Below are 17,774 nucleotides of genomic sequence, written 5' to 3'. Positions count from 1 at the left end.
AGGATGAGTATTACTCACCCTCTTATAGTTTTACTCTGGCTTTTTCCCGATCCACTTTTCATACAACTTATTGTATTCACCGTTCGCTTGCATCTCTTTTAGTAACTCATTAATTACTTTCGTAAGCTCCGTTTCTCCTTTTCTCACCGCAATGCCATATGGTTCGTCCGTGAATTTTTTTCCAACCACTTCATAATTTGCGTCTTGCTTTTCCATACCATATAAAATGGCATTATCTGTTGTTAAAACATCTCCTTGTCCTGCCTTCAATGCTGTAAATGCTTCACTATAGTTTTCAAATTCAAGCACAGTCGCTTCTGGTGATTTGGCACGAATATTGTTCGTAGAAGTAGAACCTTTTACAGCCAATACTTTTACTCCCTTTTTCACGTCAGCTATATCTTTAATTCCGCTTCCTTTTTTCACAAGTAAAGATTGCCCAGCTTTAAAATACACATCCGAGAAATCAACTTCTTTTTTACGTTCCTCAGTAATTGTCATTGTCGCAATAATCGCGTCAATATCACCGTTTTTTAACATCGGGATGCGCGTTTTAGAAGTAACTTCTTTTAATTCTAATTTATTCTCATCGCCTAAAATCTTTTTCGCAAGTGCTTTCGCAACATCGATGTCAAATCCTTCTACCTTTCCCGTTGCCGGGTTCTTTAATCCAAATAGATTCGTATCATGCTTCACACCGACAACTAATTTCCCGCGTTTTTTAATTTGATCAATAACAGTTTCTTTCTCATTTTTTACAGCTTCTTTTTCTTTCTTACTTCCACAACCAGCTACAATCAGTACAAATAAACAGGCAAAAACGATAAGTGTAAACCACCTTTTCATGTTAATCATCAAATTCCTCCTTTAACGATTCAGCACACGACTTAAAAATAACCTTGCTCGTTCTTGCTTTGGATTTACAAAGAAATCAGCAGGTGAGGCCTCTTCCACAATTTCACCCTTGTCCATAAATAAAATGCGATCAGCTACCTCGCGGGCAAATCCCATCTCATGTGTAACAACAACCATCGTCATGCCTTCTTTTGCTAACGTTTTCATCACGTCAAGTACCTCACCAATCATTTCAGGATCAAGCGCTGAAGTCGGTTCATCAAACAGCATAATCTCCGGTTTCATTGCTAGCCCCCTTGCAATCGCAACGCGCTGTTGCTGTCCGCCTGATAATTGGTGCGGGTAGGCATTTACTTTATCCGTAATCCCTACTTTTTCTAAATAAAACATGGCGATTTTTTCTGCTTCTTCTTTTGGCTTTTTAAGTACTTTTATCGGAGCAAATGTAATATTTTGAAGTACCGTTTTATGGGGATATAAATAAAAATGTTGAAATACCATACCGATGCTTCGTCTTAATTGATTTATGTCTTTCTTTCCCTCATGTATGTTTACACCATTTACAACCAACTCACCATTCGTGATCATCTCTAATTGATTCATGCAGCGCAGCAACGTACTTTTCCCTGACCCCGATGGTCCAACAACCACAACGACTTCCCCTTTTTCAATTTGCAAATTAATATTTTTTAAAACTTGAAAGCTGCCGTAATACTTGTTGACATCGCGAAAAACAATCAATTTACTCCCCTCCTTTATCTACCAAAAGGCCTGTATAGTTTTTTATATTCGAAAACACTAAAAAAAATAACTAGTAATCTTTTAGACAAAAAAAGAAGCAAAGAAATTGCTTTCTTTGCTTCTTTCACTTCGTTTACGAAACCTCTTCTTGTTTATCTTTTTTATATTCATGCTCCCAAAAATCAGCATTTTTAATCCCAAGTTCTTGAGGATCAAATACAGGATCTTTTCCTTCTTTCTTCTGCTTCTCATAGTCTTTTAGTGCTAACAATGCTGGTTTTTGTAAGAGTATAATCGCAATAATATTTACCCATGCCATAATACCAACACCAATATCTCCAAGGGCCCATGCTGTCGATGCCGTTTTCACACATCCATAAAATACGACTGCTAAGAAGATAAACTTCAATATTAATATCATCCAAGGGCGGTCTTTATCACGATTTAAATAGGCAATATTTGTTTCTGCAATGTAGTAGTATGCCATAATCGTTGTAAATGCGAAGAAGAAGAGAGAAATGGCAACGAAACCGCTTCCAAATCCAGGGAAAACAGATTCAACAGCAGCTTGTGTATACCCAGGGCCTGGTTCTGCACCATTTAAATTATTCACAAGAAACCCTTTTCCACTTACATCAAATACGTTATACATCCCCGTAATAATCATCATAAACGCCGTTGCAGAACATACGAATAATGTATCAATGTAAACAGAAAATGCTTGTACAAGTCCTTGCTTGACCGGGTGAGATACTTCCGCAGCAGCTGCTGCATGAGGTCCTGTTCCTTGACCAGCTTCATTTGAATAAATACCGCGTTTTACACCCCAAGAGATTGCTAAACCGATAATTCCTCCAAATGCAGCATCTAACGCAAATGCACTTTTTATAATAAGCATAAAAGCATCTGGCAATTTATCAATGTTCATCCCAACAATTAAACAAGCTACAAGAATATACCCAATTGCCATAAACGGTACAACAACTTGTGCTACATTTACAATCCGCTTTACACCACCAAAAATAATAAGACCTAATACAACAACTAATATCGCTCCCGATACAGACGTATTAATGCCAAAAGCTGTTTCCAAGCTCACTGCAATACTGTTTGCCTGTACACCAGGAAGCAACATTCCGGTCGCAAGAATTGTCGCCATCACGAAAATAATCGCATACCATTTAATCCCTAGTCCCTTTTCAATATAATACGCCGGACCACCACGAAATTGTCCTTTATACTTAGTCTTATAAATTTGTGCAAGTGTTGATTCGACATAAGCAGAACCAGCTCCTAAAAAGGCTACAAGCCACATCCAAAAGACCGCTCCTGGTCCCCCAAAGGCAATTGCTGTCGCCACTCCGGCAATATTTCCTGTTCCAACTCGCCCTGATAAAGAAAGTGCTAACGCTTGGAACGAAGAAACACCAGCTTCTGACTTTTCCCCTTGAAATGTAAGCTTTACCATTTCACCTACATATCGAACTTGCAAAAATTTCGTTCGAACCGAAAAATATAAACCTACCCCTAAACATAAGTAAACAAGTGCAGGACTCCATACAATCCCATTTAACCAATTGACGAAAGCTTCCACGGATCCTCCTCCTCTTTATTAAGAATTTTCAGAATATATAAAAATTATAAGATATACACCTTGTGAAATACAATATTATTTTGATAAAATAAACATGTTTTTGTATAAAAACACAGAAGTGATTTTGGATTAACAAAGAGTTCTATTATATGTACTCAAATTCGTTTCGTTTTTCGTCATATAAGCGGCTGTAAATGCTCTCTCCTTTTGTAAAAGACCCTGACCGCGCTATGCATGGCCAGATGCTCTCGTTCACCTAAAAGGAAAGGGGTTTTTTCGGCTTTGGGTTTATATAGTAAAAAAACTGACCCAAACCACCATAACAGTGTTTTAAGTCAGTTCTCACTTTCCTTACCATTCAACAACTGCTTTTCTCGCAACAATTCTCTTATAAATACCATTGACTAATGTTTGAAAATGCTCTGGCATTTCTTTACCGTTAAACTTTTTCATTATCGTTCCATATAAAGCAACGTCTCGAAGGCGCATGAAAAGCGGTATCATATCATATACGGAATCATCAAGAATGTGCTCTGTCTCATATCCTTCCCGCAATACTTGCAACTGGTGACGAGTAAAAGCTGCCTTTTCTTCTTCTGACCACTCTTTTCGTAAAACAGAGTAATATAAAATCATCGCAAGATCATGCGCAAAATAATTGTACGTGGCATCATCAAAATCAAAAATGGTTAACTCTCCATTTTCATAGTGAAAATTCCCATGATGAATATCTCCGTGAATCAATCCAAATGTTCGATTTGTCACAGGTATTTTTTTTATTTCTGCTACAACTCCATATCCAATTTCCTGCAATTCCTTATCTTCTTGTAACATATCAATAACAGTAATTTCATCGTCTATCCATGTAATACGGTTCTCCGTCTTTGGATAATCCATCGTAAGTCGATGTAACTGGCCAATCGCTTTCCCCCACGCGTAAAAAAGCGTATCATTCCAAACATCAGAATCTTCGTCTTTCACGCTTTCTCCGTTTGCATAGTCAAAAAGTGAAACGTAAAAAGATGTTCCATCAGTTGCTTGCAAACTTTCTACAAATAGGGCACTTTTTGAGCGATGCGGCGCTGCTACCTTTGCACCATTTTTCCCGAGATATGCTAGAAAATCTAATTCCGCCTCAATTTGCTTATATGTACGATGAGAGGAATGTGTCAACCGTAAAACATATGGTGTACAATCTTCTCCCTCAGCACGAAAAATATAATTTTCAAAGTCCCCTAATGGTTCTTCCATAACGGTTACCCCGAAGCGCTTCGCTCCTTCGTGTAAAATTTCTTTTGTAAACACTTTTTCAACCGCCAATTCCATATAACCACTCCTCTCTTCTCTACATAATTCGCCATAAATCTTAAAATCACTGCTAAAATCTATAAAATATTGAAGGAAAACTCACCTCGAATATTTAACCAATAAAATGAATTTTTATAAAAATATGTTTTTTCTCTTCCCTTTCTAAAAAACATGTAGTATACTTACTTCAAAATCAGAGGAGAAAGGGAGCAAAGAACTATGCTTACTAATACAACTGTAGTTACATTTGCACAAAAACATCATCATCATACGTAAACCCTTGAAACCTAGCGGAAAAATTCACGCGTAGGTACAAGGGTTATTCCCGTTGTACCTACGTTAGGCAAAGAGCCATGTAGGTATTTTTTATCTACATGGCTCTTTTTTATTTCCAAAAAACACTAGGTACAATAAATCATAAAATAAAAAAACTATCATCAAAAGGAGTTAGACAATCATGGAAACAAAAAAATGGGGTTTATGGGTTTTAACAGCATTCGTTGTTGGAAATATGGTTGGTGGTGGCGTGTTTATGCTTCCGGCAAATTTAGCACAAGTATCAGGACCAATGGGATCTACACTTGCATGGACAATTACCGGGCTAGGTGTATTTATGATCGCACTCGTGTTTGGAAACTTAGCAATGCGAAAACCAAATTTAAAGGCAGGTCCGCAAAGTTACGCACAAGCAATGTTCACTTCACCAAAAGCTGGTAAAGTTGCTGGTTATAGTATGGCGTGGGGATACTGGGCGGCAAACTGGGCGGCAACAGCTTCTGTCATTATTTCATTTGCAGGATATTTATCTACATTTTTCCCAGTTCTGCAAAGTAAACAAGTTTTGTTCACGACAAATGGTTTCTCGTTAGAACTAGGAAAAGCCTTAACATTTGCTGTATGTAGTGTGATGCTATGGGGCATTCAATATATTCTTTCGCAAAATATTGATCGTGCTGGTAATATGAACTTACTTGCAACTGTTGCAAAAATTATTGGATTTACGATGTTTATTATCATTACATTATTCATTTTTAATGCAGCGAATTTCGGCGATGGGCAAACGTTTATGAATGAGGCTGGAAGATCCATTCCATTAGGCGGACAAATCAATGCTGCTGCTATCGCAACACTTTGGGCGTTTATTGGTATTGAATCAGCTGTTATGCTTTCAAACCGTGCAAAGTCACAGCGCGATGTAAAAAAAGCAACGATTTTTGGATTAGTCATTGCTCTTCTTATTTATGTAGCCATTACATTGTTAACAATGGGTGCTCTTCCACAAGAAGCGCTAAAAGGATCGCAAAAACCATTAGTTGATGCATTAAACATGGCGATTGGTAATAAAGGTGCATACATTATGGCCTTTCTAGCACTTGTTTCTCTATTCGGTTCTACAGTAGGCTGGATCGTTGTAAGTGCAGAAGTTCCATATCAAGCAGCAAAAAGCGGACTATTCCCTGCATTCTTTGGAAAAACAAATAAAAAAGGAAGTCCGAAAAACTCATTGTTATTAACAAATATCATGACACAAATATTCTTATTCTCTACCATTTCCGGGTCAGTATCAGAAGCGTATAACTTTGCAATTGTCGTCGCTACGCTTGCTTATTTAATTCCATATCTTGTTTCAACAATGTATCAATTAAAACTCGTTCTTACTGGTGAAACATATAACAACATGCAAGGCTCTCGCAAATTGGACGGATTCATCACAGTACTTGCTCTTATTTATTCCATTTGGGTTATCAAAACAGGAACAGCTGATATGAAAACTTTCTTACTAGGAATCGGATTATTTGTAGTTGGACTCGTTCTTTATCCATTCATTATGAAAAATACGATTGAAAAGAAATCAGATACACTTGATACAAAAGTCAGTTAAACCGAAAAACACTAGCTCATTCAGGAGCTAGTGTTTTTTTCAGCTACATATCCAACTAGTGTTTCCCTTTTAACATACGATATGCTGCAAATCCAACGATTCCAAACCCAGCACTTGCAGAGAATTGCCATAATGTTGGTCCATTATCAATATAGATCCATCCATCTCTGCCTGGAACCCAATCGATTGTATTTTTCGCTGGACAAGCTTGTCCACTTAAGTTTGATTTTAAAGCAAAGCGAATTTCCCTTTGTTTATCTAACCCAAATTCTTTTAAGGGGACTCGAAATTCTATTTGCTTCTTATTACTACTCACGGAAAGAGTTTGTTCTTGATAACTTCCCGCTATTACCTTTACAGCATATTGGTTTCCTTTCCCAACATTACCTACCCATACAATTGGATAGCGATACTGCATCATTTGGCATTTCCCATCGATATCGACATATTCCCGCTTCTCTTGTCCACCTTGCGTGGCATCTGGAAATACAACATGAAATGTCCAGCTATCTTTATGATGTCCTGCTGATTGCCTCTCTACATATAAATATAAATATTCACCATCAGAATAATATTTAACACCGGTAATATCTTCATGATTCATTCCATTTGGCACATCACCTTTTATATCTGAAACATACGGCATACTAGTCCAATCGGAAAAATTTCCGTCAATTGTAATAGCAGGTTTCCTAGTAGCTGCGAGTACTTGTAGCTTAGCGATATGTAATACACTTACAATTACTAAAAATGACACAAGTAGTTTTCCATATTTCATGGTAAATCTCCTCCATAAAAGTGAAACTTTAATCAGTGGGGGTTTTCTTCATCCCCCACTGATTATTAGCCCTCACCAATCGGGCTTTTACGGACAGTTTATCTCCCGCCTAACTTCTTAAGAAAAGGGGAAGCGGCTCGCTTAGAATCGCAGGACGTTGGAGCACAGGGCGGAGAGGCGCTTTTTTCCTCGTCCGAGAGGGCGAAACGACCGGAGATTCTAGCCGCTAGAGCTGGACAATGCTTTCGCTGAATTTTGAGGTGGGAGTCTTACTGTCCACGAATAGCGGGATAAATCATTTACTATCGCCGCCATTCATCCATTTCTTCAATTTAAAATAGAAGGAAAACCGTTTCTTTATTCTCTCACTAATCATCTGCATTTCTTCACTTAATGTGCGTGTATTCCAGTTTGCTCTTTCTTCCTTTGCGTTAATTGTTCCAGCAATGCGGCAAAAGAAGACAAACATTCGATAAAACGGAAGTAGAAATACTGTATATAGATGTTTACGCATATATTTCTTTATCTTTGGCTGTGACTTCAAATACAATTTTGAAACAAGATAAAACAACAACGAATTTGCTACATAGGCGAAATAAAGAATGATATTTGCTGTTACAATCAAATACAATGGATAATCCAAAAACATTAAATATACGAGCGCAAAGATCCAAATCATTCTCGAAAAAATTAATGTATGGTCTTTAATCATTGTATAGCGAATGACATCTAAACTACCTCGCATTTTTTTCCTTAACAATGTATTAAATAAAGCGGTAACTTCTATCCCCCCGCGTTGCCAACGTTGCCTTTGCATGTATAAACGGTCTACTGATTCGATTGGATCTACATAGAAAAAAGCGTCCTCGCATAATGCTACTTTTCCATTGTACATAAGGCGAATTTGCGTTGTCATATGCGTGTCTTCTCCAAGTGTTTCAATATTATACATTTGTGTTTTTGTTACTACTTCTTTTCGGAATGCTGAAAACGCTCCTGCTAATGTGAAAATAGAATTACGATTTGATTGATAACCTCTACCTACCAAAAATGCTTCTACATACTCAAACAACTCACAGCGCTGTAATAATTTAAATAACGGTTTACAATTTTCTTGAATGAGTTGTGGATTGATCATGACAACACCAGTCATTGCTGCAATATTCACATCTTCTTCAAATTTTCTTACTGTATTATAAACAGCTCTTGCATCAAGCATACCGTCTGAATCAATATTTAAAATGTATCTTCCTCGTGAAAGGTATATTCCTTGATTCAATGCCTGTGCCTTTCCCTGCCTTGATTTTATATATCTAATATTTAAAATCGGCTGCTCCATTTGAAATTGCTGAAACACTTCAAAAGATTCATCTTCTGACCCATTATCAATCAAAATAACCTGTATATTTTGCAATGGATATTGTTGATCTACAATTGACTGTAAGCAATTTCTCAATGTTTTTTCAGAATTATAAACAGGAATCAGAATCGTTACATATGGAAAAAAAGTTAATTCTGTCTCTTTCTTTCTGAAATAAGCATGCCAGACAACAATAGCACTTCCAAAGCCAGTAAATAAGTCAATTAGTAACGGAATAATGAGCCACACGGTCCAAAAAAAGAATTCATGTAACAAAACATCTATCGTCACTTTAATTCACCTACTTTCTGATAGCGAATTTGAACAAGTGTAAATAATACATAATAAAGATATACGGTTAAACCAAAGAAAAGAATGCGAGCGAATATCATATGAACAAGTTTGTATGCGTCCGCTCCAAATATCTTTGTGACAATAATAATGAATAGTAGCCGCAAAATATTCGCGACAATTAAAAAGAATAAACCAAAAATAGTTGATAATGCCTTTGTTTTTATATTTCCAAATGGGAAAAAAAGAACGAGAGAAAGAAACACGAGCAGTTCAATACCGCCGGAGCATTCATAATTCAATACCATCGTAACAATTCCTTTCCCCGTCTCAATTGTTACGAATGCAAATTCACGATGCACATTAAATACTAGAAATACGGCCGAAATCCACTCTAACACATAGGAATTTACAATGTTTGCGTATTTCTCAACGTAAGGCAGAAAGTACAGCATACAAATTGTAAAAAAACCTACGCTTCCTACTATAAAAGCAAAGAAGCGTAATTCAATCCGTTGCATCATCACATATCCGAAAATACAAAGTACAATCAGTAGCATACCAATGATAATGGAGCTCATGTTTCTCCCTCCCTTCTTCTATATATTCCATACGATAAACTACAAATGATGCATAAAGCACTCACAGATAAAACAGCACCTTGCATCATATACGGATAGCCAACATGTACTTTCACATGTTTCGTCTTCATGTTTATAAATTGATTCATTTTTTCATATGTACCTTCTACTGTTTGAAAAGCATCAATTGCTGCAACAGGTACAAGTACGTTTACTTGTTCGCTATCAACAATGACTTCATTATGATTTCGTTTTAAACGTACTGGTACAACTTCTCTCTTCGGTAATGTGTAAGCTTTTAATTGCAATAGATCCTCAAGAATTTGGAGTGTATCCACATTTTTTGTTACAAACGTATAATAAGGAATATTTAATGCCATAAACATTACATTTTCATTTTGGCTTTTCGAAAGGTAATTAAAAATCTGCTTATTCACATATAACTGTGAATCTAAATCAGTTGTATCACTAATAACATTCGTTCTCCAATCACTTGATTGTTTAGGAAACGGTTTTGTCTTCATTTTTTTACCTTTATAAAATAATTCCCCATACTGATTTTGCAGCGCAATTGGTTGCACATTTACATGCAGAAATGGTTCTATCATTCCAGCTGTATCGATTACCACCCTCACATGATGATCGGATAATTTTTTCACTAACTGTTCTGCTGCTTGTTTGTCTTTGTAATTTAATCCTGAAATGTAAACAACTTTATAATTTTTCAACTCGCTAAACGTGTAGTCATCAACTTTCATTCTGTCCCCTATTAACAATTGCGGGAACATATACGTAATATTGGGTGCATATTTCCCAATTGCAATCCCCTCATATTGCACTTTCGTTCCAAAGTTCCCTTCAATAGGATATTTATAAATATAGTTGCTAGGTGTTTCCTTTCGTAATTCATATCCTACTCGTTTGACCGCGTTCTTCATTTCCTCAGGATGCTTAACAAAATTCTTCTTTAATACGAATGTATCCGCACCTGTTTCTAGCGTACGATCAAATAAAATGTCATAATATTCATGTTCTAATGCTGTATTTATTTGTACTAAATTTTGTGCCGTTGTTGCTCCTTGCCATGCCCAGCCATACACTTGATCTTTCACCTTATTTTGCATTCCATGATAGGATAAATAATAACTTGGAAACGAACCGTATTCGGAGTTATCTAACATCGCGATCCGCTGCGATGCTGCAGAAATTGCTACATCTAAATCTTCAGCTTGTCCTTTCGGAAATTCTCGGTTAAACCCAATTGTATAAAAAGAAGCTCCCGAATCAACAGCTAACAACAAAATAAACAGCCACATGAACGATTTACGAAGATTTTTCCATAGTAAAAAAGAGAACAAAATCATTATCATCGCCATTGCCGTAAAGCGGCGCATCCATAACACTTGAACAAAAGGCATGTTTTGCAGCAGGGGTAATGCTAGTTTTGTTGTGCCGATCATAATGAATAACGCAACTGAAAAACCTGTCACCTGTTTTTTAGAACTAAAGAGTAAACCAAATAAAGCTAAAGCAGCAAATGAACAGCCAAAATAATAAATTTCGATATCCTGAAAACGTAAAAATGGATGCAGCGATACACTTAATGGATACGAGTGTAGTGCCATTACTTCTAAATTAGCCTCTCGATCCATTCCAATAATGCCGCCATTTAATGCTGGAAATAGCCAAAATCCAGATAAACAAATCCCTAATGCAGCATACATCAGTACAATAAATTTATGAATCATCTCTTTATTTACAATTGAATCGATAAGACAAAATAAAAAGAAGGAAAGACCGACCATAGCTGTTAACATCGGATGAATGAGTGTTATGATTGCCATTAAGATAGAAAGAAGGAGATATAAGTGAAGTCTTTTTTCACGTACTGCACGGTAAAATAGTAAAAATAGAAAGGGTATCATTGATGTAATCGTACAAAAAGGAACATTTCCTTCTGCAAATAAAATACGAAGATTTTCTGGAACGAAGAACCATAGTATACTAATACAAAACGCTAACCATTGTCGTTTTGTATACACTCCCCACAATAACCAGCCAAGTCCACCTACAATAAACAGAAACATATAAAATAGTTGATACGCCGAAATCATATCCGTTGTCAACATTCGTAATACAGCTAAAATGTAATAAGATAAAGGTGCCCAGAATCGAAATGGTTGAAATCCGTTATACCACTCGGCACTATAATTCACATACCAATTTCCTTTTTGAAATTCTTCATATAGTAAATTTGCTTTATATAAGTGTCCATATGTATCCGACCCCCACGGATAACGCCCGAAACGATTCACATACCATGACATAAGTAACGCACATACTATTAATAAAAAAAGGTGAAAAAGAAACAACCCAACTTGTTTTCGTTGTTCAAATTTCATACTCCTATCCTCTCTGAATCACATATTGCCGCATTGGATTCTCATTAATTGTTAATTCCTCAAGCGGGACATCCTGCTTCTGCAAACGCTCTGTCAAATCTTCAAAAAAGACTCGTCCAATTTGTTCCATCGTACAATTTCTTCCTGAAAACCTGGGAGAATCATTTAAACAAATTCCTTGATATTCATTTAAGTATTCTCCAATGACGTTTTCAATATGAGCAAAATGTAACTCTTCTTCTCTTTTATGTGAAATAAGTAATGTAATTTCCCATGTATGGGGATGTACATCTGATTTTTTCCCATTAATAGACACATAATGCCTTGCGTTCAAATAAAAATGTAGACGATATTTTGTAATCATTATAATTTCTCCTTCAACCATTTTGTAGCGTCCCTTCATACAGAACGAGTACATAGTATATAATGAAACACAAAGTAGCAAAAACTAAATCTCAAACTCCCATTACATTAGAGCAGTTACAACAATAGTATTTCCCTTTCGACCTATGTAAATTTATCTCTTTTCTAAAACATTAAACAAGTCTGCTCCCATTTGTTTAATGTAAATAAAACATTTTATAATAAAGCTATAGCTATAACTAATTAGAAAAAGGTGACATTCCTACCAATGAAAAATCGTGTTCTGCAATTACTATTTGTTATTTCCATTTCAACTATTTTACTCATGCTATTAAACAGATCATCTATATCGTTATATACTTTCGCTGGAGCCGTATTCTTTATTACAGCTGTCGGTATTGCTTTCGTCATCTTTATTGAAAATCGATCCCCACAAAGTACGTTAGCTTGGTTTTTAGTATTAGCAATTCTCCCCATTTTCGGCGTATTTTTATATTTATTATTTGGCCGAAGTAAATGGCGCCGAAGAAAACATTTACATCGTTCCGAAGAACAAAGAAAGTTGTTCCGTGAAATTTTAGAAGGAAAACGATTGAAACAAGAAATACCATCGTCTCTAAATGAACACTCTGTCCATTTAACTACAATCATTCAAAAATTTGGCGGTGGCCCTATTGCTGATGAAACTAGAGCAAAATTATTAACAAATGGAGAAGAAACCTTTGCAGAAATTTTGTCTTCCATTCAAGAAGCAAAGCACCATATTCATATTCAATACTACATTTATCGAGCTGATGAAATTGGAACAAAGATTCGAGATGCTTTAATCAAAAAAGCAAAAGAGGGTGTCATTGTCCGCTTTTTATTTGATGACCTCGGAAGCTATCCATTACGAAGCACCTTTTTGCAACCGATGAAGGATGCAGGAATCGAGGTGGTAGAATTTGATCCTGTTCTTTCTCCATGGTTAATCGAAACTGTCAATTACCGGAATCACCGAAAAAGCATTATTATTGATGGGAAAATCGGTTTTACAGGTGGATTGAATGTTGGAGATGAATACCTTGGGCGTTCCAAGAAATTTCCAATTTGGCGAGATAGTCATTTAAAACTTGAAGGGAAAGCATTATACAAACTACAAGCGCTCTTTTTAGAAGATTGGTTATACGCACGTAGTGGATTAAACAGCTATTCTTGGGAACCTTTTATGAAGAAAGAATATTTCCCAGGGTCGACAGTCCAGGCAGAAGGTGCTGTTCAAATCGTCGCAAGTGGACCAAGTGCAAATGACAAAACAATTCGCAATGCCCTATTAGCAGCAATGACATCAGCGAAACGTTCTATTTGGATTGCAACACCATACTTTATTCCCGATCAAGAAACATTAACATTATTACGTTTAAGCGCAATTGCTGGAATTGATGTTCGTATTCTATACCCTGGCATAAGCGATAGCGTGATAAGCGACCAAGCTTCTCAGTCTTACTTTTCCCCATTATTAGAAGCAGGTGTTTCTATTTATCGTTATAAAGATGGATTTATGCATGCTAAAATTGTCTTAATTGATGATGAAGTTGCAACAATTGGTACAGCAAATATGGACATTCGTAGTTTTGAACTGAATTATGAATTAATTGCTATGTTGTATAATTCACAGACTGTCCTTGATATTAAACGTGATTTTGAACAAGACTTTAAGGATTCTACAGAAATTCGTTGGGAAGTATTTCAAAGAAGGAGCATTCGAAAAAGAATGCTCGAATCACTGATGCGACTTATTTCCCCGCTTTTATAAAGTGAAACTTCTATCAGCGCACATAAGGTAACATCTTCCAAATTGGAAGATGTTTTTTCTTTGCTTCACTTATGAAAACACGTTATCATAAGAAGGATTGTTTACTTTATGAAAATAATGTTAGGTGGGAAATACATGTTAGAACAATTTCATATACATGAAGGATTAAAAGAGCAACTTGTAACTATTCATGAAACAAATAAACAGGCAGCGGGCAATGTTGCTACTTTAATTGGAACAAAAATGTACAAAGCAGCAGATAACAGCATTATCGAAGATGCGATTACTGCCTTACTTCTTGGCAAAAACGTTCTCTTAAAAGGCCCTACTGGAAGCGGTAAAACCGTTCTTGCTGAAACGCTATCTTATTTATTTCAAAAGCCAATGCATAGCATTAACTGCTCTGTTGATTTAGATGTAGAAGGAATTTTAGGATACAACACATTAACAACAACAGAAGGTGCCTCTGAAGTTACTTTCGTGGATGGTCCATTGATGAAGGCCATGAAAAATGGTCACTTTCTTTATATCGATGAAATTAACATGGCAAAACCAGAAACACTTCCACTTCTTCACGGTGCACTCGACTACCGAAAAATGATTACAAATCCATTCACACAAGAAGTTGTGTATGGCAGTGATGAATATCGTGTAATTGCTGCGATTAACGAAGGGTATGTTGGAACGAGCGAACTAAATGAAGCGTTAAAAAACCGTTTCGTTATTATTGAAGTTCCTTATATTCAAGGTGAAACATTAAAAGAACTGTTATTAGCTGAATCAAAATTACAGAATGCAGAAACAATCGAAAAGTTTGTGGCATTCGCAAGCGACTTAATGCCGCTAGCTCGCGATGGTCGTGTAAGTGAAGAAGCTGCAAGTATTCGCGGTATTATCGATGCGTGTGATTTAAGTGTCTATATTCCAGTAATGCGTGCAATTGAACGAAGCATTATTGCAAAATTAAGCGATGAGACGGAACAAATGACGGTACGTGAATTAGCAGAAAGCTATTTCTTTGAGGGATAATTCATGAGACAAATTTTTAGCGACAAGAAAATCGATGCGTCTCTATTTCTGCAAATGGAAAATTTAATGTACGCCCTTTTAAAAGAAGAAAATGCGTATTTAGAATATGGATATAAAGCATATTATGACGAAATCGAAAATAAAATTGTCATCAGTCATTTTTGGGATGATCGAAGCGAAGCGGATAAAGTAATCGGCTTAAAAAGTGAAGTATATTTAAAAGCGCTTGGCTACAAACATCATTCCGATATGAAATTGATTCGTAGTTATGCAAAAGAATTACAGCAATCACCGCTTAAAAATTTTTTAACGCAGTTATTCGTTCTATTAGAAGATTTACGAGTTGAAGAAATTGTGAAGCGAGAGCGTCCTGGTACAAAACCAATTTTTGCACGCCGCAAAGAAATGTATCGAAATTATTTCAGCTCACAATATGAAATTAACCGGATCCGTAATTATCATGCTGATATGCTTATTTGCTTATGTTACTTAACAGTAACGAGCGACAAATACGAAATGTTTAACAACGACTACTTTGAGCACATTGAAGCAATTTTACACGAAACATTCCAAACGCGTACAACAGAAGATACGATGTATGTTGTCGAAAAAATTCGCTATCGCTTAGAAGAGCTTTTAGAGCATGATATGATTAATAACTACTTCGGCCTTGCTCCGCTCAATACTTCTGTCATTTTTGACAAAATTGAAGAACGAGTAGATGAATTAGCAAACGATGATGTGCAAATTGTTGATGATGACGATAATAAAAGTAAAATCAATGAAAGTTTTTCAACTTGGCATCGTGAAAATAAAAACAATGAAAACGAAAACTTCTTACGCTTTGAATTAGAGAGCGGTACAAAAACAAATATGATGGGTGATACGGCCCGTGAATCTGAGGATAGTGATCAAGCACTTGCTTCTGTGCAAGGTACTTCCCAAAAAAGTACGCAGTCGAACTTCGACGGTGCAGATACTGAAGATACAAGGGGCTCTCATGCTTCTAGCCAAAGTGAAGGTGTATACGGTAAATATAACGCCGGCGCCACGCATATTTTTAAAGAAGCTCGCAAACCGCAGCCTGACGAAAAGAAAGACTATCAAGCGATCAAATCTGTCGTAAATAAAGATGTAAAAGAACTAAAGAAAATCATCGAAAAAACAATTGAAAATAAAACGAACGCAAATGCTGATAAATACTATGGAAGACTTCGTAAAAAGTTCCTGCGTATTTATACAGAAAAACAACCACGTATGTTTTATAAAAAAGGACAAGAATCACAAGAGCTTGACGTTGTCTTTCAACTATTGGTTGACTGCTCTGGTTCGATGTATAACAAAATGGAAGAAACGAAAAAAAGCGTCGTTCTTTTCCATGAAGCTTTAAAATCGTTAAAAATTCCGCACGCTATTAGCGGATTTTGGGAAGATGCTTCTAGTGCTACACCCGAGAATAAGCCAAACGTCGTTCATGAAGTCGTAACTTATCAAAACTCAACGCTGCCAAGCATTGGTCCAGAAGTGATGCAACTTCGTGAAGAAGAAGATAACCGCGATGGATACATTATTCGTATCGTTTCCGAAAAACTTGCGAAACGTCAGGAAAAGCATAAATTTTTGCTTGTCTTCACAGATGGCGAACCGTCTGCGTTAGACTATCAACAAGATGGCATTTTAGATACACACGAAGCTGTAAAACTTGCTCGTAAAAGCGGTATAGAAGTCATCGGGATCTTTATCGAAGAAGGCGAAGCAAAAGAAGCAACCTATCAACTGATGAAAAATATATACAACCACCACTTCTTAGTAGCGAATCATGCGGAAGATTTACGATTGAAGATTAAACCGTTATTGAAGAAATTACTATTGAAGACGATTGAATAGGAACCAGGAGCTCGGTGCAGCTTCTGGTTTTTTGCTCGTTTTTTGTCGAGGGGTCTTTATTTCGTGTCGAAGCGCCGATAAAAAATAAAAATTTTTGGGGGCATATTAAGAATCAAGTAAATGTGAAAGGATGGTTCTCTTCCAAAATGGATGAACAATATACAGATGTTACTACTGCTCAAGCTAGACATCAATATGTCATTCCTGAGGAGTTTCCTGAAGGGCCTTACGGTTCTGCCTCCAATAAAAAATTAGGAAAATCAAATCCTTGGGATAAAGATCAAAAAACACATAAAGCATTTAGCAACGAATATGAAAAACAGTTTGAAGAAACGGAAAGGCAATATCCCGAGAGCTAACACCGCACTAGGAAATATAGATATACATGAAGTGAAATCTATATAAATGCAAATGAAAAAAACAACATAGAACTATTCTTTTTAAGTGGGCGAGAGCATCTGGCCGTGCATAGAAGCGGTCAGGGCCTTTTTCTGCCACATGCGCAGTTAAAACCAGCGATGGCAAACGACTTCAGCTTCCTTTTTCTCCATCGCAGCAATCTATATGGATTTATATAGGCTAACTTTAAACATGCTGACAAAAAAGAACCGATTCAACACATTGAATCGGTTCTTCAGAGTGTTGGGAAACCCTTTGGGTTTCCCAACCTCTGATGACCTTTATTGTAACTATGTATAAAAAAATTGTACGAAACAATAAAAAATAAGAAAAACAGCCCTTCAACTGACCCTTTCTGGTCAGATGAAGGGCTATTTTTTTCATGTTTTGGCAGGCTGCGGTGAGATATGCCTGTATTTGGACAGACTTCATCCCTCGGAACCGAGCGTATCGATAGCCATGTAGTTCTTTTGCATCGGCAAAACTCCGCTCAATTGTAGAACAGCGTA

General features: G+C 36.5%; 15 protein-coding genes. 5 read left to right on the top strand and 10 right to left on the bottom strand.

The features are described 5' to 3' along the window. Nucleotides 1-30: 30 nt before the first annotated feature. The 4 genes from H280_RS0112690 to H280_RS0112675 all read right to left on the bottom strand — a co-directional run bounded on the left by H280_RS0112690 (nt 31) and on the right by H280_RS0112675 (nt 4,516). Entirely contained in the window at nt 31-855 is an 825-nt protein-coding gene (locus tag H280_RS0112690) for a glutamate ABC transporter substrate-binding protein (protein WP_020061505.1), read from the bottom strand. A gap of 12 nt (nt 856-867) precedes the next feature. Beyond that, nucleotides 868-1,596, bottom strand: coding sequence for an amino acid ABC transporter ATP-binding protein (locus tag H280_RS0112685; protein WP_020061504.1), 729 nt, complete (start codon nt 1,594-1,596; stop codon nt 868-870). A gap of 133 nt (nt 1,597-1,729) precedes the next feature. Beyond that, nucleotides 1,730-3,190 carry an alanine/glycine:cation symporter family protein gene (locus tag H280_RS0112680; protein ID WP_020061503.1) on the bottom strand — a complete coding sequence of 487 codons (1,461 nt, stop codon included), beginning with the start codon at nt 3,188-3,190 and terminating at the stop codon, nt 1,730-1,732. A 351-nt stretch (nt 3,191-3,541) separates the two neighbouring features. After that, nucleotides 3,542-4,516, bottom strand: a complete 975-nt coding sequence (locus H280_RS0112675; protein WP_020061502.1) for a phosphotransferase enzyme family protein — start codon at nt 4,514-4,516, stop codon at nt 3,542-3,544. Between the two features lie 439 nt (nt 4,517-4,955). On the opposite strand from H280_RS0112675, the gene H280_RS0112670 reads away from it, so the two are divergent. Then, nucleotides 4,956-6,380, top strand: coding sequence for an amino acid permease (locus tag H280_RS0112670; RefSeq protein ID WP_020061501.1), 1,425 nt, complete (start codon nt 4,956-4,958; stop codon nt 6,378-6,380). A 55-nt stretch (nt 6,381-6,435) separates the two neighbouring features. On the opposite strand, the gene H280_RS0112665 is transcribed toward H280_RS0112670, so the two are convergent. The 5 genes from H280_RS0112665 to H280_RS23600 all read right to left on the bottom strand — a co-directional run bounded on the left by H280_RS0112665 (nt 6,436) and on the right by H280_RS23600 (nt 12,156). Further along, nucleotides 6,436-7,158, bottom strand: coding sequence for a Firmicu-CTERM sorting domain-containing protein (locus H280_RS0112665; protein WP_020061500.1), 723 nt, complete (start codon nt 7,156-7,158; stop codon nt 6,436-6,438). A gap of 295 nt (nt 7,159-7,453) precedes the next feature. Further along, nucleotides 7,454-8,809, bottom strand: a complete 1,356-nt coding sequence (locus H280_RS0112660) for a TIGR03111 family XrtG-associated glycosyltransferase (RefSeq protein WP_020061499.1) — start codon at nt 8,807-8,809, stop codon at nt 7,454-7,456. Further along, the gene (gene xrtG / locus H280_RS0112655) at nt 8,806-9,390 is read right to left on the bottom strand and encodes an exosortase family protein XrtG (protein WP_020061498.1); all 585 of its coding nucleotides are present in this window, start codon (nt 9,388-9,390) and stop codon (nt 8,806-8,808) included. Before xrtG ends, H280_RS0112660 begins: the two co-directional genes overlap by 4 nt. Further along, nucleotides 9,387-11,792 (bottom strand): 6-pyruvoyl-tetrahydropterin synthase-related protein, encoded by a 2,406-nt coding sequence (locus H280_RS23605; protein WP_020061497.1) that lies wholly within the window; start codon nt 11,790-11,792, stop codon nt 9,387-9,389. Before H280_RS23605 ends, xrtG begins: the two co-directional genes overlap by 4 nt. Before the next feature lie 4 nt (nt 11,793-11,796). Further along, on the bottom strand, nt 11,797-12,156 hold the full coding sequence (locus H280_RS23600) for a 6-carboxytetrahydropterin synthase (RefSeq protein ID WP_196810726.1): 360 nt from the start codon (nt 12,154-12,156) through the stop codon (nt 11,797-11,799). Nucleotides 12,157-12,423: 267 nt separating this feature from the next. On the opposite strand from H280_RS23600, the gene H280_RS0112640 reads away from it, so the two are divergent. The 4 genes from H280_RS0112640 (at nt 12,424) to H280_RS26475 (ending at nt 17,225) form a co-directional block, all read left to right on the top strand. After that, the gene (locus tag H280_RS0112640) at nt 12,424-13,950 is read left to right on the top strand and encodes a cardiolipin synthase (protein WP_020061495.1); all 1,527 of its coding nucleotides are present in this window, start codon (nt 12,424-12,426) and stop codon (nt 13,948-13,950) included. A 135-nt stretch (nt 13,951-14,085) separates the two neighbouring features. Further along, nucleotides 14,086-14,979 (top strand): ATP-binding protein, encoded by an 894-nt coding sequence (locus tag H280_RS0112635; RefSeq protein ID WP_020061494.1) that lies wholly within the window; start codon nt 14,086-14,088, stop codon nt 14,977-14,979. A 3-nt stretch (nt 14,980-14,982) separates the two neighbouring features. Beyond that, on the top strand, nt 14,983-16,866 hold the full coding sequence (locus H280_RS0112630) for a vWA domain-containing protein (RefSeq protein WP_020061493.1): 1,884 nt from the start codon (nt 14,983-14,985) through the stop codon (nt 16,864-16,866). A 14-nt stretch (nt 16,867-16,880) separates the two neighbouring features. Beyond that, the gene (locus H280_RS26475; protein ID WP_020061492.1) at nt 16,881-17,225 is read left to right on the top strand and encodes a hypothetical protein; all 345 of its coding nucleotides are present in this window, start codon (nt 16,881-16,883) and stop codon (nt 17,223-17,225) included. A gap of 226 nt (nt 17,226-17,451) precedes the next feature. On the opposite strand, the gene H280_RS26470 is transcribed toward H280_RS26475, so the two are convergent. Further along, nucleotides 17,452-17,774 (bottom strand): transposase (locus H280_RS26470; protein ID WP_034303804.1); only part of this gene is annotated, 323 nt, incomplete at its 5' end.

The organism is Bacillus sp. 123MFChir2, from assembly GCF_000383235.1.
Taxonomy (GTDB): Bacteria; Bacillota; Bacilli; order Bacillales; family Bacillaceae_G; genus Bacillus_A.
This window is presented reverse-complemented; position numbering and strand designations above follow the sequence as displayed.

Coding starts and splice junctions, on each gene's coding strand:
- H280_RS0112690 (WP_020061505.1), bottom strand. CDS start 855: ATGATTAACATGAAAAGGTGGTTTACACTTATCGTTTTTGCCTGTTTA.
- H280_RS0112675 (WP_020061502.1), bottom strand. CDS start 4,516: ATGGAATTGGCGGTTGAAAAAGTGTTTACAAAAGAAATTTTACACGAA.
- H280_RS0112670 (WP_020061501.1), top strand. CDS start 4,956: ATGGAAACAAAAAAATGGGGTTTATGGGTTTTAACAGCATTCGTTGTT.
- H280_RS0112665 (WP_020061500.1), bottom strand. CDS start 7,158: ATGAAATATGGAAAACTACTTGTGTCATTTTTAGTAATTGTAAGTGTA.
- xrtG (WP_020061498.1), bottom strand. CDS start 9,390: ATGAGCTCCATTATCATTGGTATGCTACTGATTGTACTTTGTATTTTC.
- H280_RS23605 (WP_020061497.1), bottom strand. CDS start 11,792: ATGAAATTTGAACAACGAAAACAAGTTGGGTTGTTTCTTTTTCACCTT.
- H280_RS23600 (WP_196810726.1), bottom strand. CDS start 12,156: ATGATTACAAAATATCGTCTACATTTTTATTTGAACGCAAGGCATTAT.
- H280_RS0112640 (WP_020061495.1), top strand. CDS start 12,424: ATGAAAAATCGTGTTCTGCAATTACTATTTGTTATTTCCATTTCAACT.
- H280_RS0112635 (WP_020061494.1), top strand. CDS start 14,086: ATGTTAGAACAATTTCATATACATGAAGGATTAAAAGAGCAACTTGTA.
- H280_RS0112630 (WP_020061493.1), top strand. CDS start 14,983: ATGAGACAAATTTTTAGCGACAAGAAAATCGATGCGTCTCTATTTCTG.